The organism is Streptomyces sp. NPDC048521 (genome assembly GCF_043199855.1).
In the GTDB taxonomy this organism is placed as follows: Bacteria; Actinomycetota; Actinomycetes; order Streptomycetales; family Streptomycetaceae; genus Streptomyces.
Genome location: NZ_JBICWR010000020.1, coordinates 41,309 through 58,534, shown reverse-complemented (window position 1 = coordinate 58,534; position 17,226 = coordinate 41,309). Strand labels below are relative to the sequence as shown.

General features: G+C 68.4%; 12 protein-coding genes and 1 pseudogene. 6 read left to right on the top strand and 7 right to left on the bottom strand.

Annotation, left to right across the window (positions count from 1 at the left end; all coding sequences use genetic code 11):
• Nucleotides 1–26 precede the first annotated feature (26 nt).
• The 3 genes and pseudogenes from cmoA to ACGFRF_RS34280 all read right to left on the bottom strand — a co-directional run.
• Nucleotides 27–782 (bottom strand): carboxy-S-adenosyl-L-methionine synthase CmoA, encoded by a 756-nt coding sequence (gene cmoA, locus ACGFRF_RS34290; protein ID WP_393746748.1) that lies wholly within the window; start codon nt 780–782, stop codon nt 27–29.
• 1 nt (nt 783) lies between these two features.
• Nucleotides 784–2,613 (bottom strand): TOMM precursor leader peptide-binding protein, encoded by a 1,830-nt coding sequence (locus ACGFRF_RS34285; RefSeq protein ID WP_393746746.1) that lies wholly within the window; start codon nt 2,611–2,613, stop codon nt 784–786.
• Nucleotides 2,614–2,842: 229 nt separating this feature from the next.
• Nucleotides 2,843–3,026 (bottom strand): annotated as a pseudogene (locus tag ACGFRF_RS34280) (hypothetical protein); the annotation flags it as partial.
• Nucleotides 3,027–3,600: 574 nt separating this feature from the next.
• On the opposite strand from ACGFRF_RS34280, the gene ACGFRF_RS34275 reads away from it, so the two are divergent.
• On the top strand, nt 3,601–4,659 hold the full coding sequence (locus ACGFRF_RS34275; protein WP_393746887.1) for an alkene reductase: 1,059 nt from the start codon (nt 3,601–3,603) through the stop codon (nt 4,657–4,659).
• An 11-nt stretch (nt 4,660–4,670) separates the two neighbouring features.
• Entirely contained in the window at nt 4,671–5,150 is a 480-nt protein-coding gene (locus tag ACGFRF_RS34270; RefSeq protein ID WP_393746744.1) for a MarR family winged helix-turn-helix transcriptional regulator, read from the top strand.
• Between the two features lie 449 nt (nt 5,151–5,599).
• On the opposite strand, the gene ACGFRF_RS34265 is transcribed toward ACGFRF_RS34270, so the two are convergent.
• The 3 genes from ACGFRF_RS34265 to ACGFRF_RS34255 form a co-directional block, all read right to left on the bottom strand.
• Nucleotides 5,600–7,228, bottom strand: coding sequence for an aldehyde dehydrogenase (NADP(+)) (locus ACGFRF_RS34265; protein WP_393746742.1), 1,629 nt, complete (start codon nt 7,226–7,228; stop codon nt 5,600–5,602).
• Between the two features lie 32 nt (nt 7,229–7,260).
• Nucleotides 7,261–8,187 carry a 5-dehydro-4-deoxyglucarate dehydratase gene (kdgD, locus tag ACGFRF_RS34260; protein WP_393746740.1) on the bottom strand — a complete coding sequence of 309 codons (927 nt, stop codon included), beginning with the start codon at nt 8,185–8,187 and terminating at the stop codon, nt 7,261–7,263.
• Nucleotides 8,188–8,389: 202 nt separating this feature from the next.
• Complete coding sequence (locus ACGFRF_RS34255; RefSeq protein WP_393746738.1) at nt 8,390–9,571, bottom strand: mandelate racemase/muconate lactonizing enzyme family protein; 1,182 nt, start codon at nt 9,569–9,571, stop codon at nt 8,390–8,392.
• A gap of 358 nt (nt 9,572–9,929) precedes the next feature.
• Here ACGFRF_RS34255 and ACGFRF_RS34250 point away from each other — a divergent pair, with 358 nt between their 5' ends.
• Both ACGFRF_RS34250 and ACGFRF_RS34245 read left to right on the top strand, forming a co-directional pair.
• On the top strand, nt 9,930–10,808 hold the full coding sequence (locus ACGFRF_RS34250; RefSeq protein ID WP_393746736.1) for a LysR substrate-binding domain-containing protein: 879 nt from the start codon (nt 9,930–9,932) through the stop codon (nt 10,806–10,808).
• A gap of 198 nt (nt 10,809–11,006) precedes the next feature.
• Complete coding sequence (locus ACGFRF_RS34245) at nt 11,007–12,401, top strand: MFS transporter (protein WP_393746734.1); 1,395 nt, start codon at nt 11,007–11,009, stop codon at nt 12,399–12,401.
• On the opposite strand, the gene ACGFRF_RS34240 is transcribed toward ACGFRF_RS34245, so the two are convergent.
• Complete coding sequence (locus tag ACGFRF_RS34240) at nt 12,380–12,988, bottom strand: winged helix-turn-helix domain-containing protein (protein ID WP_393746732.1); 609 nt, start codon at nt 12,986–12,988, stop codon at nt 12,380–12,382. The genes ACGFRF_RS34245 and ACGFRF_RS34240 overlap by 22 nt on opposite strands.
• 328 nt (nt 12,989–13,316) lie before the next feature.
• Here ACGFRF_RS34240 and ACGFRF_RS34235 point away from each other — a divergent pair, with 328 nt between their 5' ends.
• A complete protein-coding gene (locus ACGFRF_RS34235) occupies nt 13,317–13,610 on the top strand; it encodes a CU044_2847 family protein (protein ID WP_393746730.1) in 294 nt (97 codons plus the stop codon).
• A 22-nt stretch (nt 13,611–13,632) separates the two neighbouring features.
• Nucleotides 13,633–17,226: trypsin-like serine protease (locus tag ACGFRF_RS34230; RefSeq protein WP_393746728.1), on the top strand; the 3,594-nt coding region annotated here is incomplete at its 3' end.

Sequence of the window (17,226 nt, the reverse complement as noted above, 5' to 3'; positions counted from 1 at the left end):
CTTGACCTCGGTCTTCTTGACGATCTTCAGCATGTGGAATCACCTCCCCCCGGCACTTCTGCGCGGAATCCGGCCAGTAGCGCGAAGTTCAGACACTTCAACGCCAGGCCGACCTGCTCGAACCCGGCTGCCCGCAGCAATTCCTCATTCTCCGAGACGGTGAAAGGGACGAGGACATTCTCGATGTCCTCCCGCTTGCGGGCGATCTCCAGATCCGAATACCCTTGCTCTCGCTTGAACTCGTGGTGTGCCGAGATCAAGCGGCGCGTAAACCCGCTGTCTGCTTCCAGGACCTTCTCGGCAAGGATCAATGCTCCCCCCGGGCGGATAGCTGCAGCGAGCTGGCGCAGGAGGTCCAAGCGGCGCGTCGGCCTTATGAACTGGAGGGTGAGGTTGAGAACCACCGCATCAGCCTCGGGGAACGCTTCGACCTCGCACACATCTTCCTGGCGAAATTCGAACGAGGTCCCGTTATCGGCAAACTTGGAGAGGTTTTGCTCTGCTTTCGCGAGCATCGCCGACGAGTCGTCGTAGCCGATGAGTTGAACACCGGGGAACCGCTTGGAAAGCAGCGCCATTGAGGTGCCGGTCGCGCAGCCTATGTCCAGAATCGTCCGCGGTGGTTCCGGGAGAGTTTCCAGCAGTCGGCACATGTAGTCCTGGAGCATGAGATACCCTGGGACGCTTCGCTGGACCATGTCGTCGAACACGCCGGCGACATGAGTGCCGAATGCGAAATCTGACGCCTCGTATGTGCCTTGATAGATCGTGTCCTGCGTCACGTTACTGCCCCTTTTCTGGCGCTTTCGCCCGAAGGACTAGGAAGTACGGGACTCGCGCCGCCTTCTCGACAAGCACCGTTGGCGCATCTGCGACGTCCAGTGGGGCAGGCTCGTAAAGGCCGGTGAGGGTCAGTCCGGCATCCATGAGTGCAGCGACATACGACTCGACGGTTCGCTTGAACGTCAAAGTCCGTGCGACGACTGTATTTCCACTCGAATCCTCGCGGCTCTTTTCGATGGGCCCCTCAGAGAAGTAATGTCCGGTGACAGCGAAGTCGTCGTAGACCCAGCGCTCGCCATTCCAGTGCTTAGCCCAAGAGCCGCTGTCCTTGAACGGATGCGGAACCGAAATAATGATCTCGCCACCGGGAAGCAGGGCTTCACTGAGGCGCTGGACGGCATTCTGGAGGTCCTCGATCCAGTCCAGCACATTGAGACAGAGGATCTTGTGGAAGCCTTCGCCGGTGAGATCCCCCAGGGTTCCCTCGCGGTATGCCACCGCATCGGAGTCTGTCCGATCCGCGGCGATGCGCAGCATCGCCGGCTCGACATCGATCCCGGTCACCTGGTAGCCGCGGTCGGCCAGCAGTCGCGTCATCTCACCCGTGCCGCAGCCGACATCCAGGGCCATCCGCCCCGGATCGGCCGTAAACGGGATGAGCTTGTCCATCAGTGGATCAAGCAAGAGGGAATTGAAGGAACTGTCAGCCCGCTCGGCTTCGTACTGCGCGGCGATCTGCTCAAGGACCCTGGGCGGCTGGGCGGATACAGCGTCTTCCTCGCCGCATACCGAACAGCCGGGGTTCCGCTCGAAGCGCTCCCAGGTGTGCCGGTAATCAGTGAAGTCAACCAGCAGTCGGGTGCTACTGGTCTGTGTCGGCAGTCCCAGCAGATGGCGGATCGCCTCATTGGCTTGGACGCTTGCCACGTAAAAGTTGAGCGGGCCGAAGCTGGGGGCTTGTATGCGTGAGTTCAGCAACTGCGGGGGTTCGTCGCCCGCCGACATGTGCCGGAATACATCGGTATCGTTGCGCAGGCACTCGTAGCAGGCGCTCTGCCTGGGCTCGACAAGTGGACCCACAACGGCGTAGCCCTCGATATACCCGGCGGATGAGTAAGGGATGCCCAGTGGAACCGCAGCGGCGCACAGCCATTCATGCACCTGATAGGGCGAATCAGCCGAGAGGACGATGAAATCGCAATCAGCGAAGTGAGCTGAAACGAGATCCGGCCCATCGAAGCCGCGGGGAACCGGAACTACTGTGACTTCCGAATTAATCGACTCCAGGCGCTCCTGGGCGACATCAACCTTGAGACGGTCAACACTCGACTCACTGTAGAGCGTTTGCCGGGTGAGGTTGGACATCTCTACGGTGTCGCCGTCCGATATGACCAGCTTGCCGACTCCGGCGGCAGCCAGTAGCGTGGCCACATTACTGCCGATCCCGCCGGTTCCAATGAGCCCGACGGTAGCTCCGCACAACTTCGCCTGAGCCTTGACCGGGTCAAGGCCGAGCGACTGGTAGTAGAGGTGATGGCGGGCGTAGCGCGATGTCGGAGAGTCGAGGGCGGGAATAACGAACCCTGCCTCACACATTTCCTCGAAGACGATCTCCGCGCTTGCTTCGTCGACCCCGCAGCTCACCAAATAGCCGAGGACCTCAGATTTTTCCCGCGGCTGCCCGAGGTGGCCGATCAGTCCCGGTAAGAATTTCGGGGCATCTTCGATAATGCCGGCATGCGGCGGCAGGCCACCTACATGAATACTGGAGCCGATCTGATATGCCGCCAGGTAAGGGGCGAAATGATATTTCTCGACTTCTGGAGTCAAGGTATGAACTCCGACTTGATAGGAATTTCAGAACGGGTACAGTCCAGGTTCCTTCGAAGTTCCCTTACCGTACTTCGAATTTCTTGACTGTGTCCACCCTGGGATTCCGAGCATTTGCATGCTGTGTCCTTTTTGCTCCTCAGATTTTTACCTTCCATGACTCTGACCTCGATCTTTCTTTACGGTCCGCCGACGGAGTCAGCGGACCGTTTCGCTCTCGGCTCCAGAGTTCGCCGGGGTGGTTGGCCTCCCAGTAGCGGCGCAGGGCCAGGTCGGAAGGCGGGCAAGGGGCGGCCGATCCGGGTGAGCGCGGCCCGGATCGTCAAGCAGGTCTGCTCGAAGTCGGTGCCGGCGCAGCGGGCGAGGTCGATGCGTACGGGCAGGATCCGATCGGCCGGCCATCCGGGCTCGCCTCACTGGGAGCGGGAGATCCTGGAACGGGCCTGGCAGCGCGATCCGCGCTCCGCCCCAACGCCGGCGAGGAGCCCGCCCCGTCCAAGGCAGCTGCCGCACGCTCGGCTTCCGATTCCTGGGCAAGCAAGATGTGCCCTTCGCCGGTCGAGTCCTGCAAACCAACCACTGGGCTATCGGCCCTCGCACCGACCTGACCTGATACAGGACCTCAGCACGCCGGGGACTCGCACGGAGCTTCGGGGCGGGAGGCATTCAGAGGGTTCCAATACCCGAGCACACCATTACGGGTGGGGGAAGAACGCCGCCGTGAGGCTGTCGAGCGAGTCACCCAGATGCAGTTCGACCGTCACGGCAACCGCGTCTGGAGACGGGCCAAGGCCCTGCTGGACACCGAACACCTCAGGCGCGCCGTCGGCGAAGTCGCTGTCCCCTACGGCATCTGCAGCGAACCATCCAACGTCGCCGCGAACGGCCAGGACTGCCCCGTGCGATTCCGCTGTGTCGGCTGCGGCCACGCTCGGCGAATTTCTGCCCCAAGGCGTTGAGGAACCCGCCCACGGCTACAGACGCTCTCTGAACGCCCTGTGGACCCCGACCACCGTCGGCGGCATCTCCCTGCCGCACCGCCTGGTCATGGCCCCCATGACCCGCGACCGCTCCACCCCGGAAGGCGTCCCGACCGAGCTGAACGCCGAGTACTACGCCCAGCGGGCCTCGCACGCGCTCATCATCACCGAGGGAACCCAGCCCTCCGCCGACGGCCAGGGCTACCTCCTCACCCCCGGCATCCACAATGACGAGCAGATCGCCGGGTGGCGCAAGGTCACCGACGCCGTGCACGCGGCCGACGGCCGGATCGTCATCCAGCTGATGCACACCGGACGCATCTCCCACCCCGACAACACCCCCCACGGGCGCCGGCCGGTCGCCCCTTCGGCGACCCGACCGAAGGGCATGATGTTCACCGCGTCCGGGCCCCAGGAGATGCCGACACCCCGTGCGCTGTCGACGCAGGAGGTCACGGCGACCGTCGAAGACTTCCGCCGCGCCGCAGCGGCCGCCGTCGCGGCAGGCGCCGACGGCGTGGAGATCCACGGCGCCAACGGCTACCTGGTGCACCAGTTCCTGTCCGACAACACCAACCAGCGCACCGACCGTTACGGCGGTTCCCTCGACAACCGCATCCGCTTCGCCGTCGAGGTCGCCGCCGCCGTGGCCGACGAGATCGGCGCCGACCGCACCGGCCTGCGGATCTCCCCGGGCAACCCCTACAACGACATCGCCGAGTCCGACACCGCCGAGCTGTATCCGGCGCTCCTGGACGCGCTGCGCCCGCTCGGCCTCGCCTACCTCCACATCCTCCACGCGGGCGACGAGGAACTGCTGGGCACCCTGCGCGCGCTGTGGCCGACCACGCTGATCCTCAACCGGGCCGGCACCGACCTGCCCACCCGCGCCAAGGACATCGACAACGGCACGGCCGACCTTGTCTCCGTCGGCGCCCTCGCGCTCGCCAACCCGGACCTGGTGGAGCGGCTACGCTCTGACGCGCCGCTGAACTCCCCCGACCCGGCGACCTTCTACGGCGGCGGAGTGGCCGGCTACACCGACTACCCCACCTACACCGTCTGAGGAGCCGAACCATGCCCGCCCCCGCACCCCGCATCCCCAGCACGGCCGGCGAGGGACCGATGAGCAATGCGATCTTCCAGCTCGCCCGCGCCCACCGCGCCCGCGCCGCCGCCATGCTCGGCGAGATGGACCTGCATCCCGGACAGGAACTGCTGCTGATGCAACTCCTGGACCGGGACGGGCAGACCCAGTCCGAGCTGCTCGAAAGCGTCGGCCTGGACCACTTCACCGTCTCCAAGTCCCTGCGCCGCATGCAGGACGCCGGCCTGCTCGTCCGCGAGCCGGCCGCACACGACCGGCGCGTCATGGTCGTCCATCTCACCGACAAGGGCCGTGCCGTGCGCGAGCCCATCACAGCCATGTGGCGGGCCCTGGAGGAGACCTCCGCACGGAACCTGTCGGCGCAGCAGGCAGAGCCCTTCGTCCGCACCGCCTACGCCATCGCCGACGCGATCAACAGCCGCGCTCTTCCGCAGGAAGAGTCCGAGTAACTCCCCTCGGCTTGCCACCCCGGCTCCGGCCTGCAGTGCGCATCGTTTCCGGCGTTCGTGCGAAGCGGACAGTGCTGCAGCGCCTCGGCTGACGAAGACCCGTGCTGAACGGAGCCAGGCTCCCTGACCGCCGGAAGAAGCCCGGTGAGCCGAGCCGGCGGATGTGGCGGGCCTCCGCTCACCCCCGTACGTCAGGGAGAACGGGGCTGAGCGGGGCCTCCGCGTCAGGGGCAAGCGCCGGTTGTCCCGGCGCAAGCAGGCGGCACTCGTCCGCAGGACAGGGCAACACCCCCCACGGGGATGTCGAGCCTTTCACCGGCTCACTCGGGCCGCGACGCGGTCGTGTACAGCGAGCGTGCTGAAAGCCCACGCCGTGGTGGTCTCCTTGAGGGGCCACAGGACGCGCCGGGTAAGCGCGTTGTGTGACGTCGCGGTAAGGCTCGCCAGGTTCAGCGGGTGAGGTGGATGCTGCCGTCGATACGGCGAGGGATGTTGTAGGGGTTGTCGTCGCGCAGGGCCGGGGGCAGAAGCTCGTGGGGAAGATTCTGGTAGGCGACGGGCCGTAGGAAGCGTTCGATCGCGCGGGAGCCGACAGAGGTGGTGCGGGGGTCGGAGGTGGCAGGGTAAGGGCCACCGTGGACCGTGGCGTGTCCGACCTCGACACCGGTGGGCCAGCTGTTGAACAGGACGCGGCCGGCGCGGCGTTCCAGCAGGGGCAGCAGGCGGCGCGCGTCGTCCACGTCGTCGGGCGCGGTGTGGACGGTCGCGGTGAGCTGGCCCTCCAGGTGGCGCACAGCGTCGGCGAGCTGGGTCAGGTCGCGGCAGCGGACGACGAGCGCAGCCGCGCCGAACATCTCCCGCTGCAGTTCGGGGTCGGCGATGAAGTCGTCGGCGTGGGCGGTCAGGATCGCTGCCTGCCCGGGGCTGGCGGAGCGGGGACTGGCCCCGCGGGCGAGGACCTCGACCCCGGGGTGTGAAGCCACGGTCTCCGTCTCGATGCGGAAGGCCTTGGCGATCCGCGGCGTGAGCATGGTGGCTCCCGCGTCTGCGTCGATGATCCGGCCGGCGGCGTCGAGGAAGGTCTTCAGGCCGGGGCTGTCGACGGCGAGGATCAGACCGGGGTTGGTGCAGAACTGGCCGGCGCCGAGGGTGAGGGAAGCGGTGAAGGCGTCGGCGAGGTCGACGGCGCGCTCGGTGAGGGCGGCGGGCATGAGGACGACGGGGTTGACGCTGCTCATCTCGGCGTAGACCGGGATGGGCTGGGGGCGGCCGGCGGCGGTGCGGACGACAGCGAGTCCTGCGGCGCGGGAGCCGGTGAAACCGACAGCCTGGATGCGCGGGTCGGTGACCAGACGGGATCCCAGCGTGGGACCGTCACCGACGAGGAGGGAGAAGACCCCGGCGGGCAGCTGATGTTCGGTGAGCGCGGCCTGGATGGCGTAGGTGGCCAGTTCGCTGGTGCCCAGGTGGGCGTCGTGGGCCTTGACGATGACGGGGCACCCGGCCGCGAGTGCGGACGCGGTGTCTCCCCCGAGGACGGAGAAGGCGAGGGGGAAGTTGCTGGCCCCGAAGACGGCGACGGGTCCGAGCGGGATGTGCTGCTGGCGGATGTCGGGGCGCGGCTGGGGGACGCGCTGGGGCTGGGCGGGGTCGATGCGGGCGCCGTACCAGCTGCCTTCGGTCAGCACGCCGGCGAACATGCGCAGCTGGCCGGTGGTGCGTTCCACTTCCCCCGCCAGGCGTGCTGTGGGCAGGCCGGTCTCCTGGTGGGCGCGCTCGACGAGTGCGTCACTCAGGAGGGTCAGGTGGTGGGCGATGCCTTCGAGGAAGCGGGCACGGTGCCAGGGGTGGAGGTTGCGGTAGGTGCCGAAGGCGTCTTCGGCGGCCTGGCAGGCGGCCTCGACGTCGGCTGCCTGAGCGCTGCGATAGGGCGGGTCGAGGGGCTGGCCGGTGCGGGCGTCGAGGGAGCGTATTTCGGCGCCCGCACCGATGACTCGCCTGCCGGCGATGAGCATCGCACCCGTCAGGTCGGCGGCAGGCGGTCGAACGGACTGGCGGGGTGAGGGAGCGGTGCTCATGGGCGGAGATGTCTCCTTGTGGGGCGGGAGGGTCAGGCGGTGGCGGCGGGCAGCTTGGCGATCAGCTGGGTGAGTTCCTCCAGCTCCGGTGCGCTCAGATCGGTCAGCGGCGGGCGGACGGGGCCTGCGCTGTGGCCGGTGGCGGTCATGCCGGCCTTGACGATGCTGACGGCGTACCCGGACTGCCGATTGCGGATCTCGGTGTAGGGGAGCACGAAGTCCGTCAGCATGCGGGTGACGGTGTCGTGGCGGCGTTCGCGGACGGCGTTGTAGAAGTCGAGGGCGAATTCCGGCAGGAAGTTGAAGATCGCCGACGAGTAGGTGGTGACGCCGAGTTCCAGGTAGGGAAGGGCGAACGTCTCGGCCGTGGGCAGGCCGCCGATGTAGGTCAGGCGGTCTGCGAGGCGGGTGTAGATGCGGGTCATGGTGTCGATGTCGCCGACGCCGTCCTTGTAGCCGATCAGGTTGGGGCAGCTGTCGGCGAGGCGGGCGATGGTGTCGGCCGAGTAGACGGCGTTGGCGCGGCTGTAGACGACGACGCCGAGGGGCGTGGAGCGGCAGACGGCTTCGACGTGGCGGGCCAGGCCTTCCTGATTGGCCTCGGTGAGGTAGGGCGGGAAGAGGAGGATGCCGTCGGCGCCGGCCCGTTCTGCTGCGGCGGCGAACTCGATGGCGGTGGTGGTGCCGTAGCCGGCCGGAGCGAGGATGGGGGTGTCGTCGGGGGCGCTGTGCGCGGCGGCTGCGACGACGCGCTCGACCTCGCCGGGGGTGAGGGAGAAGAACTCTCCGGTGCCTCCGGCTGCGAAGAGGCCGCCGACGTCGTACTTGGCCAGCCGGATGATGTTCTCGCGGTAGGCGTCCTCGTCGAAGGACAGGTCGTCCTTGAAGTGGGTGACGGGGAAGGACAGCAGTCCGGAGCCGAGGCGGCTGCGCAATGTTGCCGGGGTGTAGGACGTCATGGGTGTGCTGCTCCTGAAAGGTCGCGGGGTCGGGTGTGGGGTGGGCTGCGGAGAGTGCCGGCCGGAGGTGCCGGCCGGGACGGGTGGTGCCGGGGCGGGCAGCGCGGCTGTCCGATACGCGTGCTGCCCGGCCGGGACCGGGCGTCCGCCGCAGCCGGACCTCAGCGGCCGACGAGGGATGGAACCGTCAGAGGCGGGTCCGTCAGGGGCGGGAGCCCACTTCGTGCGAGGCGATCGTCCAGGCGCGGGCCTGGTCGCTGAGGGTGAAACCGAGGCCGGGCCGGGAGGAGACGTACATGCGACCGTCGCGGATCTCCAGGCGCTCGTTGAACAGCGGCTCGAGCCAGTCGAAGTGCTCCACCCACGGTTCGATGGGGTAGGCGGCAGCCAGGTGGAGGTGGATCTCCATGGCGAAGTGGGGGGCGAGCTGGAGCTGGTGGTGCTCGGCCAGGGCGGCGAGCTTGAGGAACTGGGTGATGCCGCCGATGCGGGGGGCGTCGGGCTGGATGATGTCGCAGGCGTTGTGACGGATCAGCTCGACGTGCTCGGCGACGCTGGCCAGCATTTCCCCGGTGGCGACGGGGGTGTCCAGGGACGAGGCGAGCGCGGCGTGACCGGCCGCATCGTAGGCATCGAGGGGTTCTTCGATCCAGACCAGGTTGAACTCCTCCATGGCGCGGCCCAGGCGCTGGGCGGTGGGCCGGTCCCACTGCTGATTGGCGTCGACCATGAGCGGCACGTCGTCCCCGACGTGTTCGCGGACTGCGGTGAGGCGCGCCAGGTCGTACTTGCCGTCCGGGTGCCCGACCTTGATCTTGATACCGCCGATGCCGCTGCTCAGAGACGCGCTGGCATTGTCCAGGACCTGCTCGGTGGGGGTGTGCAGGAATCCGCCGGAGGTGTTGTAGCAGCGCACGGAGTCACGGTGGGCGCCGAGCAGCTTGGCCAGGGGCAGGCCGGCGCGCTTGGCCTTGAGGTCCCACAGGGCGACGTCGAAGGCTGCGACGGCCTGGGTGGCGAGGCCGCTGCGACCCACGGAGGCGCCCGCCCACACGAGCTTGGTCCAGATCTTGCCGATGTCGCTGGGGTCCTCGCCGATCAGGATGTCGGCGATCTCGCGGGCGTGCGCGAACTGGCCGGGGCCACCGGCCCGCTTGGAGTAGCTGAAGCCGATGCCTTCGTGTCCCTGCTCGGTGACGATCTCGACGAAGAGGAAGGCCACCTCCGTCATCGGCTTCTGGCGGCCGGTGAAGACCTTGGCGTCGCTGATCGGTGTGGCCAGCGGCAGCGTGACTGAGGACAGACGCAGCCACGCGATGCGGTCGAGAGTGGCTTCGCCTGCGGTGAAAGCGGCGTGCGCGGTCGTGTTCGTCGTGGTCACCACTTCGTGTCCCTGGGTTGGCGCGGGTTGGATGTGTGCGGGCCGGGTGAGGATCCGCGGTGGCCCGGCCGGCGAACGTGCGGCGGGTTCCGGGCAGCCGGGTGAGGGCGGTGTGGTCCGCCGGTGTACGGCTTGGGGAGGAGGGGGTGCTGCTACGAGCAGCGTCTGCAGAGGTAGCGTCTGCGGCGATCGGTCGGGCGATCGCGGTGGGGTCGTGCCATGGTGCGTGTCTCCTGTGGCTTCTCTCCACCGCCACCGGCGTGCGGGGCGGGGAGCGCCGTGTCGAATACTCCGACGCTACGGTCGCCAACGATTCACGTCCAACATAAGTTTTGGATGTGGTCATACAAGGAGAGCATCATTGTTCACATTGACGCAGCTGACGTGTTTCGTGGCCGTGGCGGAGGAACTGCACTTCACGCGGGCCGCGGAGCGTCTGAACATGACCCAGCCCCCGCTGAGCCGGCAGATCCAGCTCCTGGAGGGCGAGCTGGGCGTGAAGCTGCTGGATCGCACCAACCGGACCGTGCGGCTGACGCCGGCGGGCCGCTCCTTCCTCGCCGAGGCGCGCCGTATCGTGCGCCAGGCCGAGCATGCCGCCCTGGCGGTGCAGCGGGTCTCCACGGGAGAGGCAGGCTCGATCGCCATCGGGTTCACGGCCGCCAGTGCCTACTCCGCGCTCGGTGAGCTGCTGGAACGCGCACGGGGCGCCCTGCCGGGGGTGGAGATACTGCTGCACGAGCTGGTCACCCGCGACCAGTTGGAAGCCCTCAGCGAGGGCTCGCTCGACCTCGGACTCATCCGCCCCTCCGCAGTCGGCACCGACCTGACCGCACGCACTGCGGTGCGCGAGGGATTGGTGGCCGCGCTGCCCGCCGACCACGCTCTGGCCGCCGACGACGGGCCCATCGAGCTGTCGGCCTTCGACGGCCAGGACTTCTTGATGTACTCCCCGATAGAGGCCCGCTACTTCCACGAGCTGCTGGTCACCACCTTCCGCAGTGCGCAGGTGCGGCCGGTGTTCACCCAGTACCTCAGCCAGGTCCACAGCATCCTGGCCTTGGTCAACATCGGCTGGGGCATCGCCCTGGTTCCCGAGGCGGCGGCCGAGATGCGGCCCACCGGAGTGGTGTATCGGCCGCTGCACCTGCCCGGCCATCCACGGCCGGTCGAGCTGGACTACGTGTGGCGCAAAAGCAACGACAATCCCGCGCTGGCCGCCCTGCTGCAGCTCCTGTGATCGGTGACCTCATAGCTGGCCGACATGCGCTCGGCACGCGCCCGTCACACCCCTGTCATACAGGGAAGGTATCGCAAGCAACAAAATTCGACATGGACGTGAATCGAAAGCGTCTCTACGGTCAACTCAGCCACCGGTTCTGTGGCTCGGACCACACGCGGCAGCGCAGCCGCATCACCTAGGTCTAGGAGACCGACCATGCCAGCTCTCGACCGGCAGGACGAGCCGGCGACCGCCGCCCCCACGGCCACCGCCCAAGCAGGCCGCATCAGGTATCTGATTCTGGCCATGCTGTTCGTCGTCACCACGATCAACTACGCGGACCGCTCCACCCTCTCCATCGCCGGCGACTCCATGCAGCGTGACCTGCACGTCAGCTCCGGCGAACTCGGTGTGCTCTTCTCCGCCTTCTCCTGGTCCTACCTGATCGCCCAGCTGCCCGGCGGCTGGCTGCTGGACCGCTTCGGCTCCAAGAAGGTCTACGGCGCCGCGATCTTCCTGTGGTCGGTGTTCACCATGCTCCAGGGCGCCATCGGCTTCTTCGCCGGTGCCGCGGTCGTACTGCTGTTCATCCTCCGGTTCGCCGTCGGTTTCGCCGAGGCCCCCTCCTTCCCCGGCAACTCCCGCATCGTCGCCGCCTGGTTCCCCACCAAGGAACGCGGCTTCGCCTCGGCCCTGTTCAACTCCGCCCAGTACTTCGCCACCGTCGCCTTCGCCCCCCTCATGGGCTGGCTGGTCACCACCCTGGGCTGGGAACACGTATTCACCGTCATCGGCGGCGTCGGCGTCGTCCTGGCCATCGTGTGGACCAAGGTCATCTACGCCCCGCGCAGTCACCCACGCATGAGCAAGGGGGAACTGGAATACCTCTCCGTCGGCGGCGCACTGGTCGACATGGACGCGCCCACGGCCGCAGAGGAGATGAGCGCCAAGAACGCCACCTCCAGCAAGGAGAACCTGCGTCACATCGGCACGCTGCTGAAGAACCGCACCACTCTGGGCGTGTTCGTCGGCCAGTACTTCATCAACACCATCACCTGGTTCTTCCTGACCTGGTTCCCCGTGTACCTCGTCCAGGAACGCCACATGAGCATCCTCGAAGCCGGCTTCGTCTCCTCGCTGCCCGCCCTGTGCGGTTTCGTCGGTGGCGTCCTGGGCGGCTGGCTCTCGGACCGCCTGGCACGGCGCGGCAGCAGCCTCACCGCCGCCCGCAAGATACCCATCGTCACCGGCCTGCTGCTGTCCACCAGCATCATCATCTGCAACTACGTGACCGCCTCCTGGATCGTCGTAGTGATCATGTCCCTCGCCTTCTTCGGCAAGGGCATGGGCGCCCTCGGCTGGGCCGTCATGTCGGACCTGGCCCCCAAGCAGATCGCCGGTCTCGCCGGAGGCGTCTTCAACACCTTCGGCGCCCTCGCCGGCATTGTCACCCCTCTGGTCATCGGCTACATCCTCGACACCACCGGCTCCTTCGACCTCGCACTCGCCTTCGTCAGCGCCTGCGCCGCAATGGCTGTCGTCAGCTACCTCGTCATCGTCCGCGACATCAAGCGCGTGGAACTACCGACCTACGAGCACACCGCCGCATAGGACGCGCCCGCAGCCACAGAGACAAGCCTTCGGGGCCGACCGGCCCCGAAGGCTTCCTCGCGGGCGCCCGCTGCCGCAGCTGACGCCGGGGTGCCGGCTGTCGGTCCAGGCCAGACGAGCCGTCGGCCTCGGTGTGCAACGTAGGTGGCGCAGACGCCCCGGACCAGATCCCGCTCGATGGCGCGTCGGGCCGGGACCTGGCAGGACCAGCCTTTGCGGACCAGCAGCTTGCGCACGCCCTGGATGGTGTAGGTCAGGTGGAAGCGCCGGCCGATCACGGTCTTGATCCGCGCCAGCGTCCACCGCTGGTCCTCCCAGCCGTGCGCGGCCAGCCCCTTGGCCAGCTCCGCGAACTGCTTCTCGCTCAGCCTCGGCAACGACGCCGGCCCCTGTGACCGCAGAGCACGCGGACCGCCCGCGTCCCACGCCTGCCGCCGTCGCCGCACCGACCGGACACTGACGCGCAGGTCTTTGGCGATCACCGAGCTCGCCTCGCCCCTGGCGAACCGCTCGGCCGGCTGGAGGCGTAACTCCTCGCGGAACTGCCGCCGTTCGGCGGTCAGCCCGCCACCCTGTGGATACCGCATGCCCCGGTGATGCCGCAGGGGACCGCGGCCCGTCAGCCCCTACGACAAGACGAGTTCAACCTCAGTGGCCGGCACTGCGTCGCAGCACATGGTCAACGATGCCACCGCACAGCACCCGGTCGGGGTCATCCCCAAGCCCGCCCGGCGCACCGCGTCCAGCCCTTCGCCCTTGGTGTGGCTGTAACAGCCAAGTCGCCGTCCACCCGGTCTACCCGGGGAGCGGGCGGGGTAGTGTCTTCGTCCGTCCGCGTCCAACGCGGTGGTCCGGATACGACGTACGGGGGTGCAGGTGCAGAGTTTCGCACGACTTCCATTGGAGGGCGGGGGCGTGGTGCTGGTTGAGGCCACGCCGGAGGTGGATGGGCCGGTGAAGGCCGGGCGCGTCGCGGATGCGATGCGGGAGCTGCCGCAAACTGTGGAGCAGGCGCTGGTACCCGTGCGGGAGACCGCGCGGGCGGTGCTGGAGCAGTTACGGCAGGCCGGTCCGGATGAGATCGAGGTGGAGTTCGGGGTGGACCTGTCGGCTCAGGCCGGAGCAGTGATCGCCAAGAGCGAATCGGCGGTGCATCTGCAAGTCAGAGTGGTGTGGAACCGCCAGGAATCCCCTGACAGCACGCTATGACGGCAGCCGGGGGGTGGAAGGCATGACTGCCACCGATGACACGGGCCGGGAGGCAGCCGGGCAGGACCGGCCGGCAGTGCTCGCCGCAATTGCCCGAGTCCTCGCCGAGGACGGCCGGACGGCCGGGACGGGTTTCCTCGTCGCCGAGGAGACCGTCGTCACCTGCGCACACGTAGTACGGGCTGCGGGCCAGGAGCCCGGCGGGCGCGTGCGACTGACTTTCCCGCACCTGCCCGGCAGCCCATACCTGACCGGGCACGTGCTGTCCGCGTCGTGGCGCGGACCGCAGGCCGAGGACCTCGCGGTCCTGCGCCTGGACAGTGCCCCGACGGGTGCCCGACCGGTGCGGCTGGGGTCCGCGGCGGGCTGCCGCGGACACCGCATCCGGTCCTACGGATTCCCCTCCCAGGCACCTGCCGCGGGCCACTTCGGCTACGGCACAGCCGGTGACCTGCTCCCCAGCAGTACGGGCCCCCTTCTGCAGCTGGCCGACGCCAACGACCTGACCACGGGATTCAGCGGGGGACCGGTGCTCGATGAGGTCACCGGCCTGGTGATCGGCATGGTTACCGCTATCACCGCCCCCGACTCCCACGCCCGCGGCGTCGCAGTCGCTTATGCCACCCCCACCCAGGTGCTGCGCCAGGTATGGCCCGGCCTGGCTGAGCAGCAGGTGCACCCCTACCGCGGTCTTGAGCCGTTCACCGCCGAGCACGCAGGGTGGTTCCACGGCCGGGAGACCGCGGTCGAGCGCGTCGTGGCGGCTCTCACCAGGCAGCGTCGTGGGCTGCTGCTCCTCGGACCCTCCGGCGCGGGCAAGTCGTCGCTGGTGCAGGCGGGAGTGCTGCCGGCCCTGGCCGAGGGCAGGCTGCCCGGCAGCGACCGTTGGCTGCACGTGATCGCCCGCCCCGGGCAGGACCTTCTCGCCGAGCTGGAGCGTGCCGGCCTGCCCGGCGCCACGAGAGACGGGATCGTCACAGCGGCCGAGCGCAGACTCGCGGCGGAGCCGGACGACCGGCGCCTGGTGCTGGTCATCGACCAGTTCGAGGAACTACTCACCGAGCCCGCCGCCGGCCGGCAGCCGACCCGGCAGCACGCCGCTGCCGAACAACTCGTGGCACTGATCGGCTCATCGGTGGCGGTCACCGTCATTCTGGTCATGCGCGACGACTTCTACTCGCGCCTGGCCGCCTGGGCCCCAGACCTGCTGGACGCCGCGTCCCCTGGACTGCTCAACATCCCTGCCACCTTGGACCTCCAGGATCTGCACGCCATCATCACCAGGCCCGCCCACACCGCGGGAGCCAGTGTGGAAGACGGCCTGGCGCAACGCATCATCACCGATGTCCTGGCCGCCGATCCCACCGCCTCGGTCACCCGGCAGGCACCGGTCACCCTGCTGCCGCCCCTCCAACTGGCCCTGAGCCAGCTATGGGAGCGCCGTGAGGACGGCAGGCTCACCCACCGCGCCTACGACCGGATCGGCGAAGTCACCGGAGCCCTGACCACCTGGTGCAACACAGTCCTCGCCGGCATGCCCGCCGACCACCGCCCCACCGCACGGCGGATCCTGACCGCCCTGGTACGGCCGGCCGACGACGCCCACGCCATCCCGGCCACCCGCCGCCAAGTGCCCCTGACCGACCTGCGCGCCCTGGCCACCGACCCCTACACCGCCACCCCGCAGGACGACCAGACCTTCGAGACAGTCATGGCCGCCTTGACCGGCCACCGGATCATCGCCACCCGCACCATGCCCCGCCCTGACGGCACCCCCGATGCCGCGACCGCCGAACTCATCCACGACGCACTCGTCCGCGACTGGACCGACCTACGCGACTGGATCGCCGCCGATCACCACTTCCACACGTGGCTCCAACGCGTCGGCGAACAGCAGGCCCGCCACGCCGAGACCGGTCACCCCGGCGACCTGCTGGACGGCACCGACCTCGCCGAAAGCACCACCTTGGCCCAGCACCGAGGCCTGCCCCCACACATCACCGATTTCCTCAACGACAGTCGGCAACGACAGCACGCCGCGTTCCGCCGCACCCGCCGCATCAACATCGCCCTGACCGGCCTGCTCACTCTGGCCCTCATCGCCGCCGGCCTGGCCTTCCTGCAACGCCGAACCGCCATCACCGCACAGAAGACGGCCCAGTCCCGGCAGTTGGCCGCGCAGTCCGCCACTCTGATGGACACCGACCCCGATCTGGCGTCACTGCTGGCCGTCCAGGCGTACCGCACCAGCCCCACGACCGAAGCCATCACCAGCCTCGACACAGCCGCCTCCCGCCCCTTGCGGACCACACTCACCGGCCACGCCGGCCTCGTGTCCGCGGTGGCATTCAGCCCCGACGGCCGCACCCTTGCCACCGGCAGCGGCGACCGTTCGGCGCGGCTGTGGGACGTGACCACCGGCAGAACCCGCCGCACCCTCATCAGCACCACCGGCCTCGTGTACACGGTGGCGTTCAGTCCTGATGGTCGTACCCTTGCCGCCGGCAGCCAAGCCGGGACGGTGCGGCTGTGGGACGCAGCCAGTGGCGAAACCCGCCGCGTCCTCACCGGTCCCACCGGCTCCGTGTACACGGTGGCGTTCAGTCCTGACGGTCGTACCCTCGCCACCGGCGGTCGCGACAAGACGGTGCGGTTGTGGGATGTGGCCACCGGCAGAACCCGCCGTACCCTCACCGGCCACACCGACGAGGTGGCTGCGGTGGCGTTCAGTCCTGACGGTCGTACCCTCGCCACCGGCGGTCGCGACAAGACGGTGCGGTTGTGGGATGTGGCCACCGGTGAAGTTCGCCGTACCCTCACCGGCCACACTCAGGACGTGGCTGCGGTGGCGTTCAGTCCCGACGGCCGTACCCTCGCCACCGGCGGTCGCGACAAGACGGCCCGGTTGTGGGACGTGACCACCGGCAGAACCCGCCGTACCCTCACCGGCCACACCGACGAGGTGGCTGCGGTGGCGTTCAGTCCCGACGGCCGTACCCTCGCCACCGGCGGTCGCGACAAGACGGCCCGGTTGTGGGATGTGGCCACCGGTGAAGTTCGCCGTACCCTCACCGGCCACACTCAGGACGTGGCTGCGGTGGCGTTCAGCCCTGACGGCCGTACCCTTGCCACCGGCAGCTTTGACGATACGGCGCGGTTGTGGGACGTGACCAGGAGCGGAGCCCGCCGCGCCCTCACCGGCCACACCGGCTCCGTGGAAGCGGTGGCGTTCAGTCCGGACGGCCGCACTCTCGCCATCGGGGGCGCGGACGATACGGTGCAGCTGTGGGATGTGGCCACCGGTGAAGTTCGCCGCACCCTTACCGGCCACACCAAGCACGTGGGCGCGGTGGCGTTCAGCGCGGACGGCCGCACTCTCGCCACCGGCAGCGGCGATGGGACGGTGCGGTTGTGGGATGTGGCCACTGGCAGAACCCGCCACACCCTCACTGGCCACACTGATGGCGTGGGCGCGGTGGCGTTCAGCCCGGACGGGCACACTCTTGCCACCGGCGGCGGCGACCACTCGGCGCGGTTGTGGGACGCGGCCACCAGCGAAGTTCGCCGCACCTTCACCGGCCAGACCGGCCCCGTGTACGCGGTGGCGTTCAGCCCG

What these genes read in the sequence shown, in the direction of transcription:
- ACGFRF_RS34270 (WP_393746744.1), top strand. Translation starts at nt 4,671, where the DNA reads ATGCCCGCCCCCGCACCCCGCATCCCCAGCACGGCCGGCGAGGGACCG.
- ACGFRF_RS34265 (WP_393746742.1), bottom strand. Translation starts at nt 7,228, where the DNA reads ATGAGCACCGCTCCCTCACCCCGCCAGTCCGTTCGACCGCCTGCCGCC.
- kdgD (WP_393746740.1), bottom strand. Translation starts at nt 8,187, where the DNA reads ATGACGTCCTACACCCCGGCAACATTGCGCAGCCGCCTCGGCTCCGGA.
- ACGFRF_RS34245 (WP_393746734.1), top strand. Translation starts at nt 11,007, where the DNA reads ATGCCAGCTCTCGACCGGCAGGACGAGCCGGCGACCGCCGCCCCCACG.
- ACGFRF_RS34240 (WP_393746732.1), bottom strand. Translation starts at nt 12,988, where the DNA reads ATGCGGTATCCACAGGGTGGCGGGCTGACCGCCGAACGGCGGCAGTTC.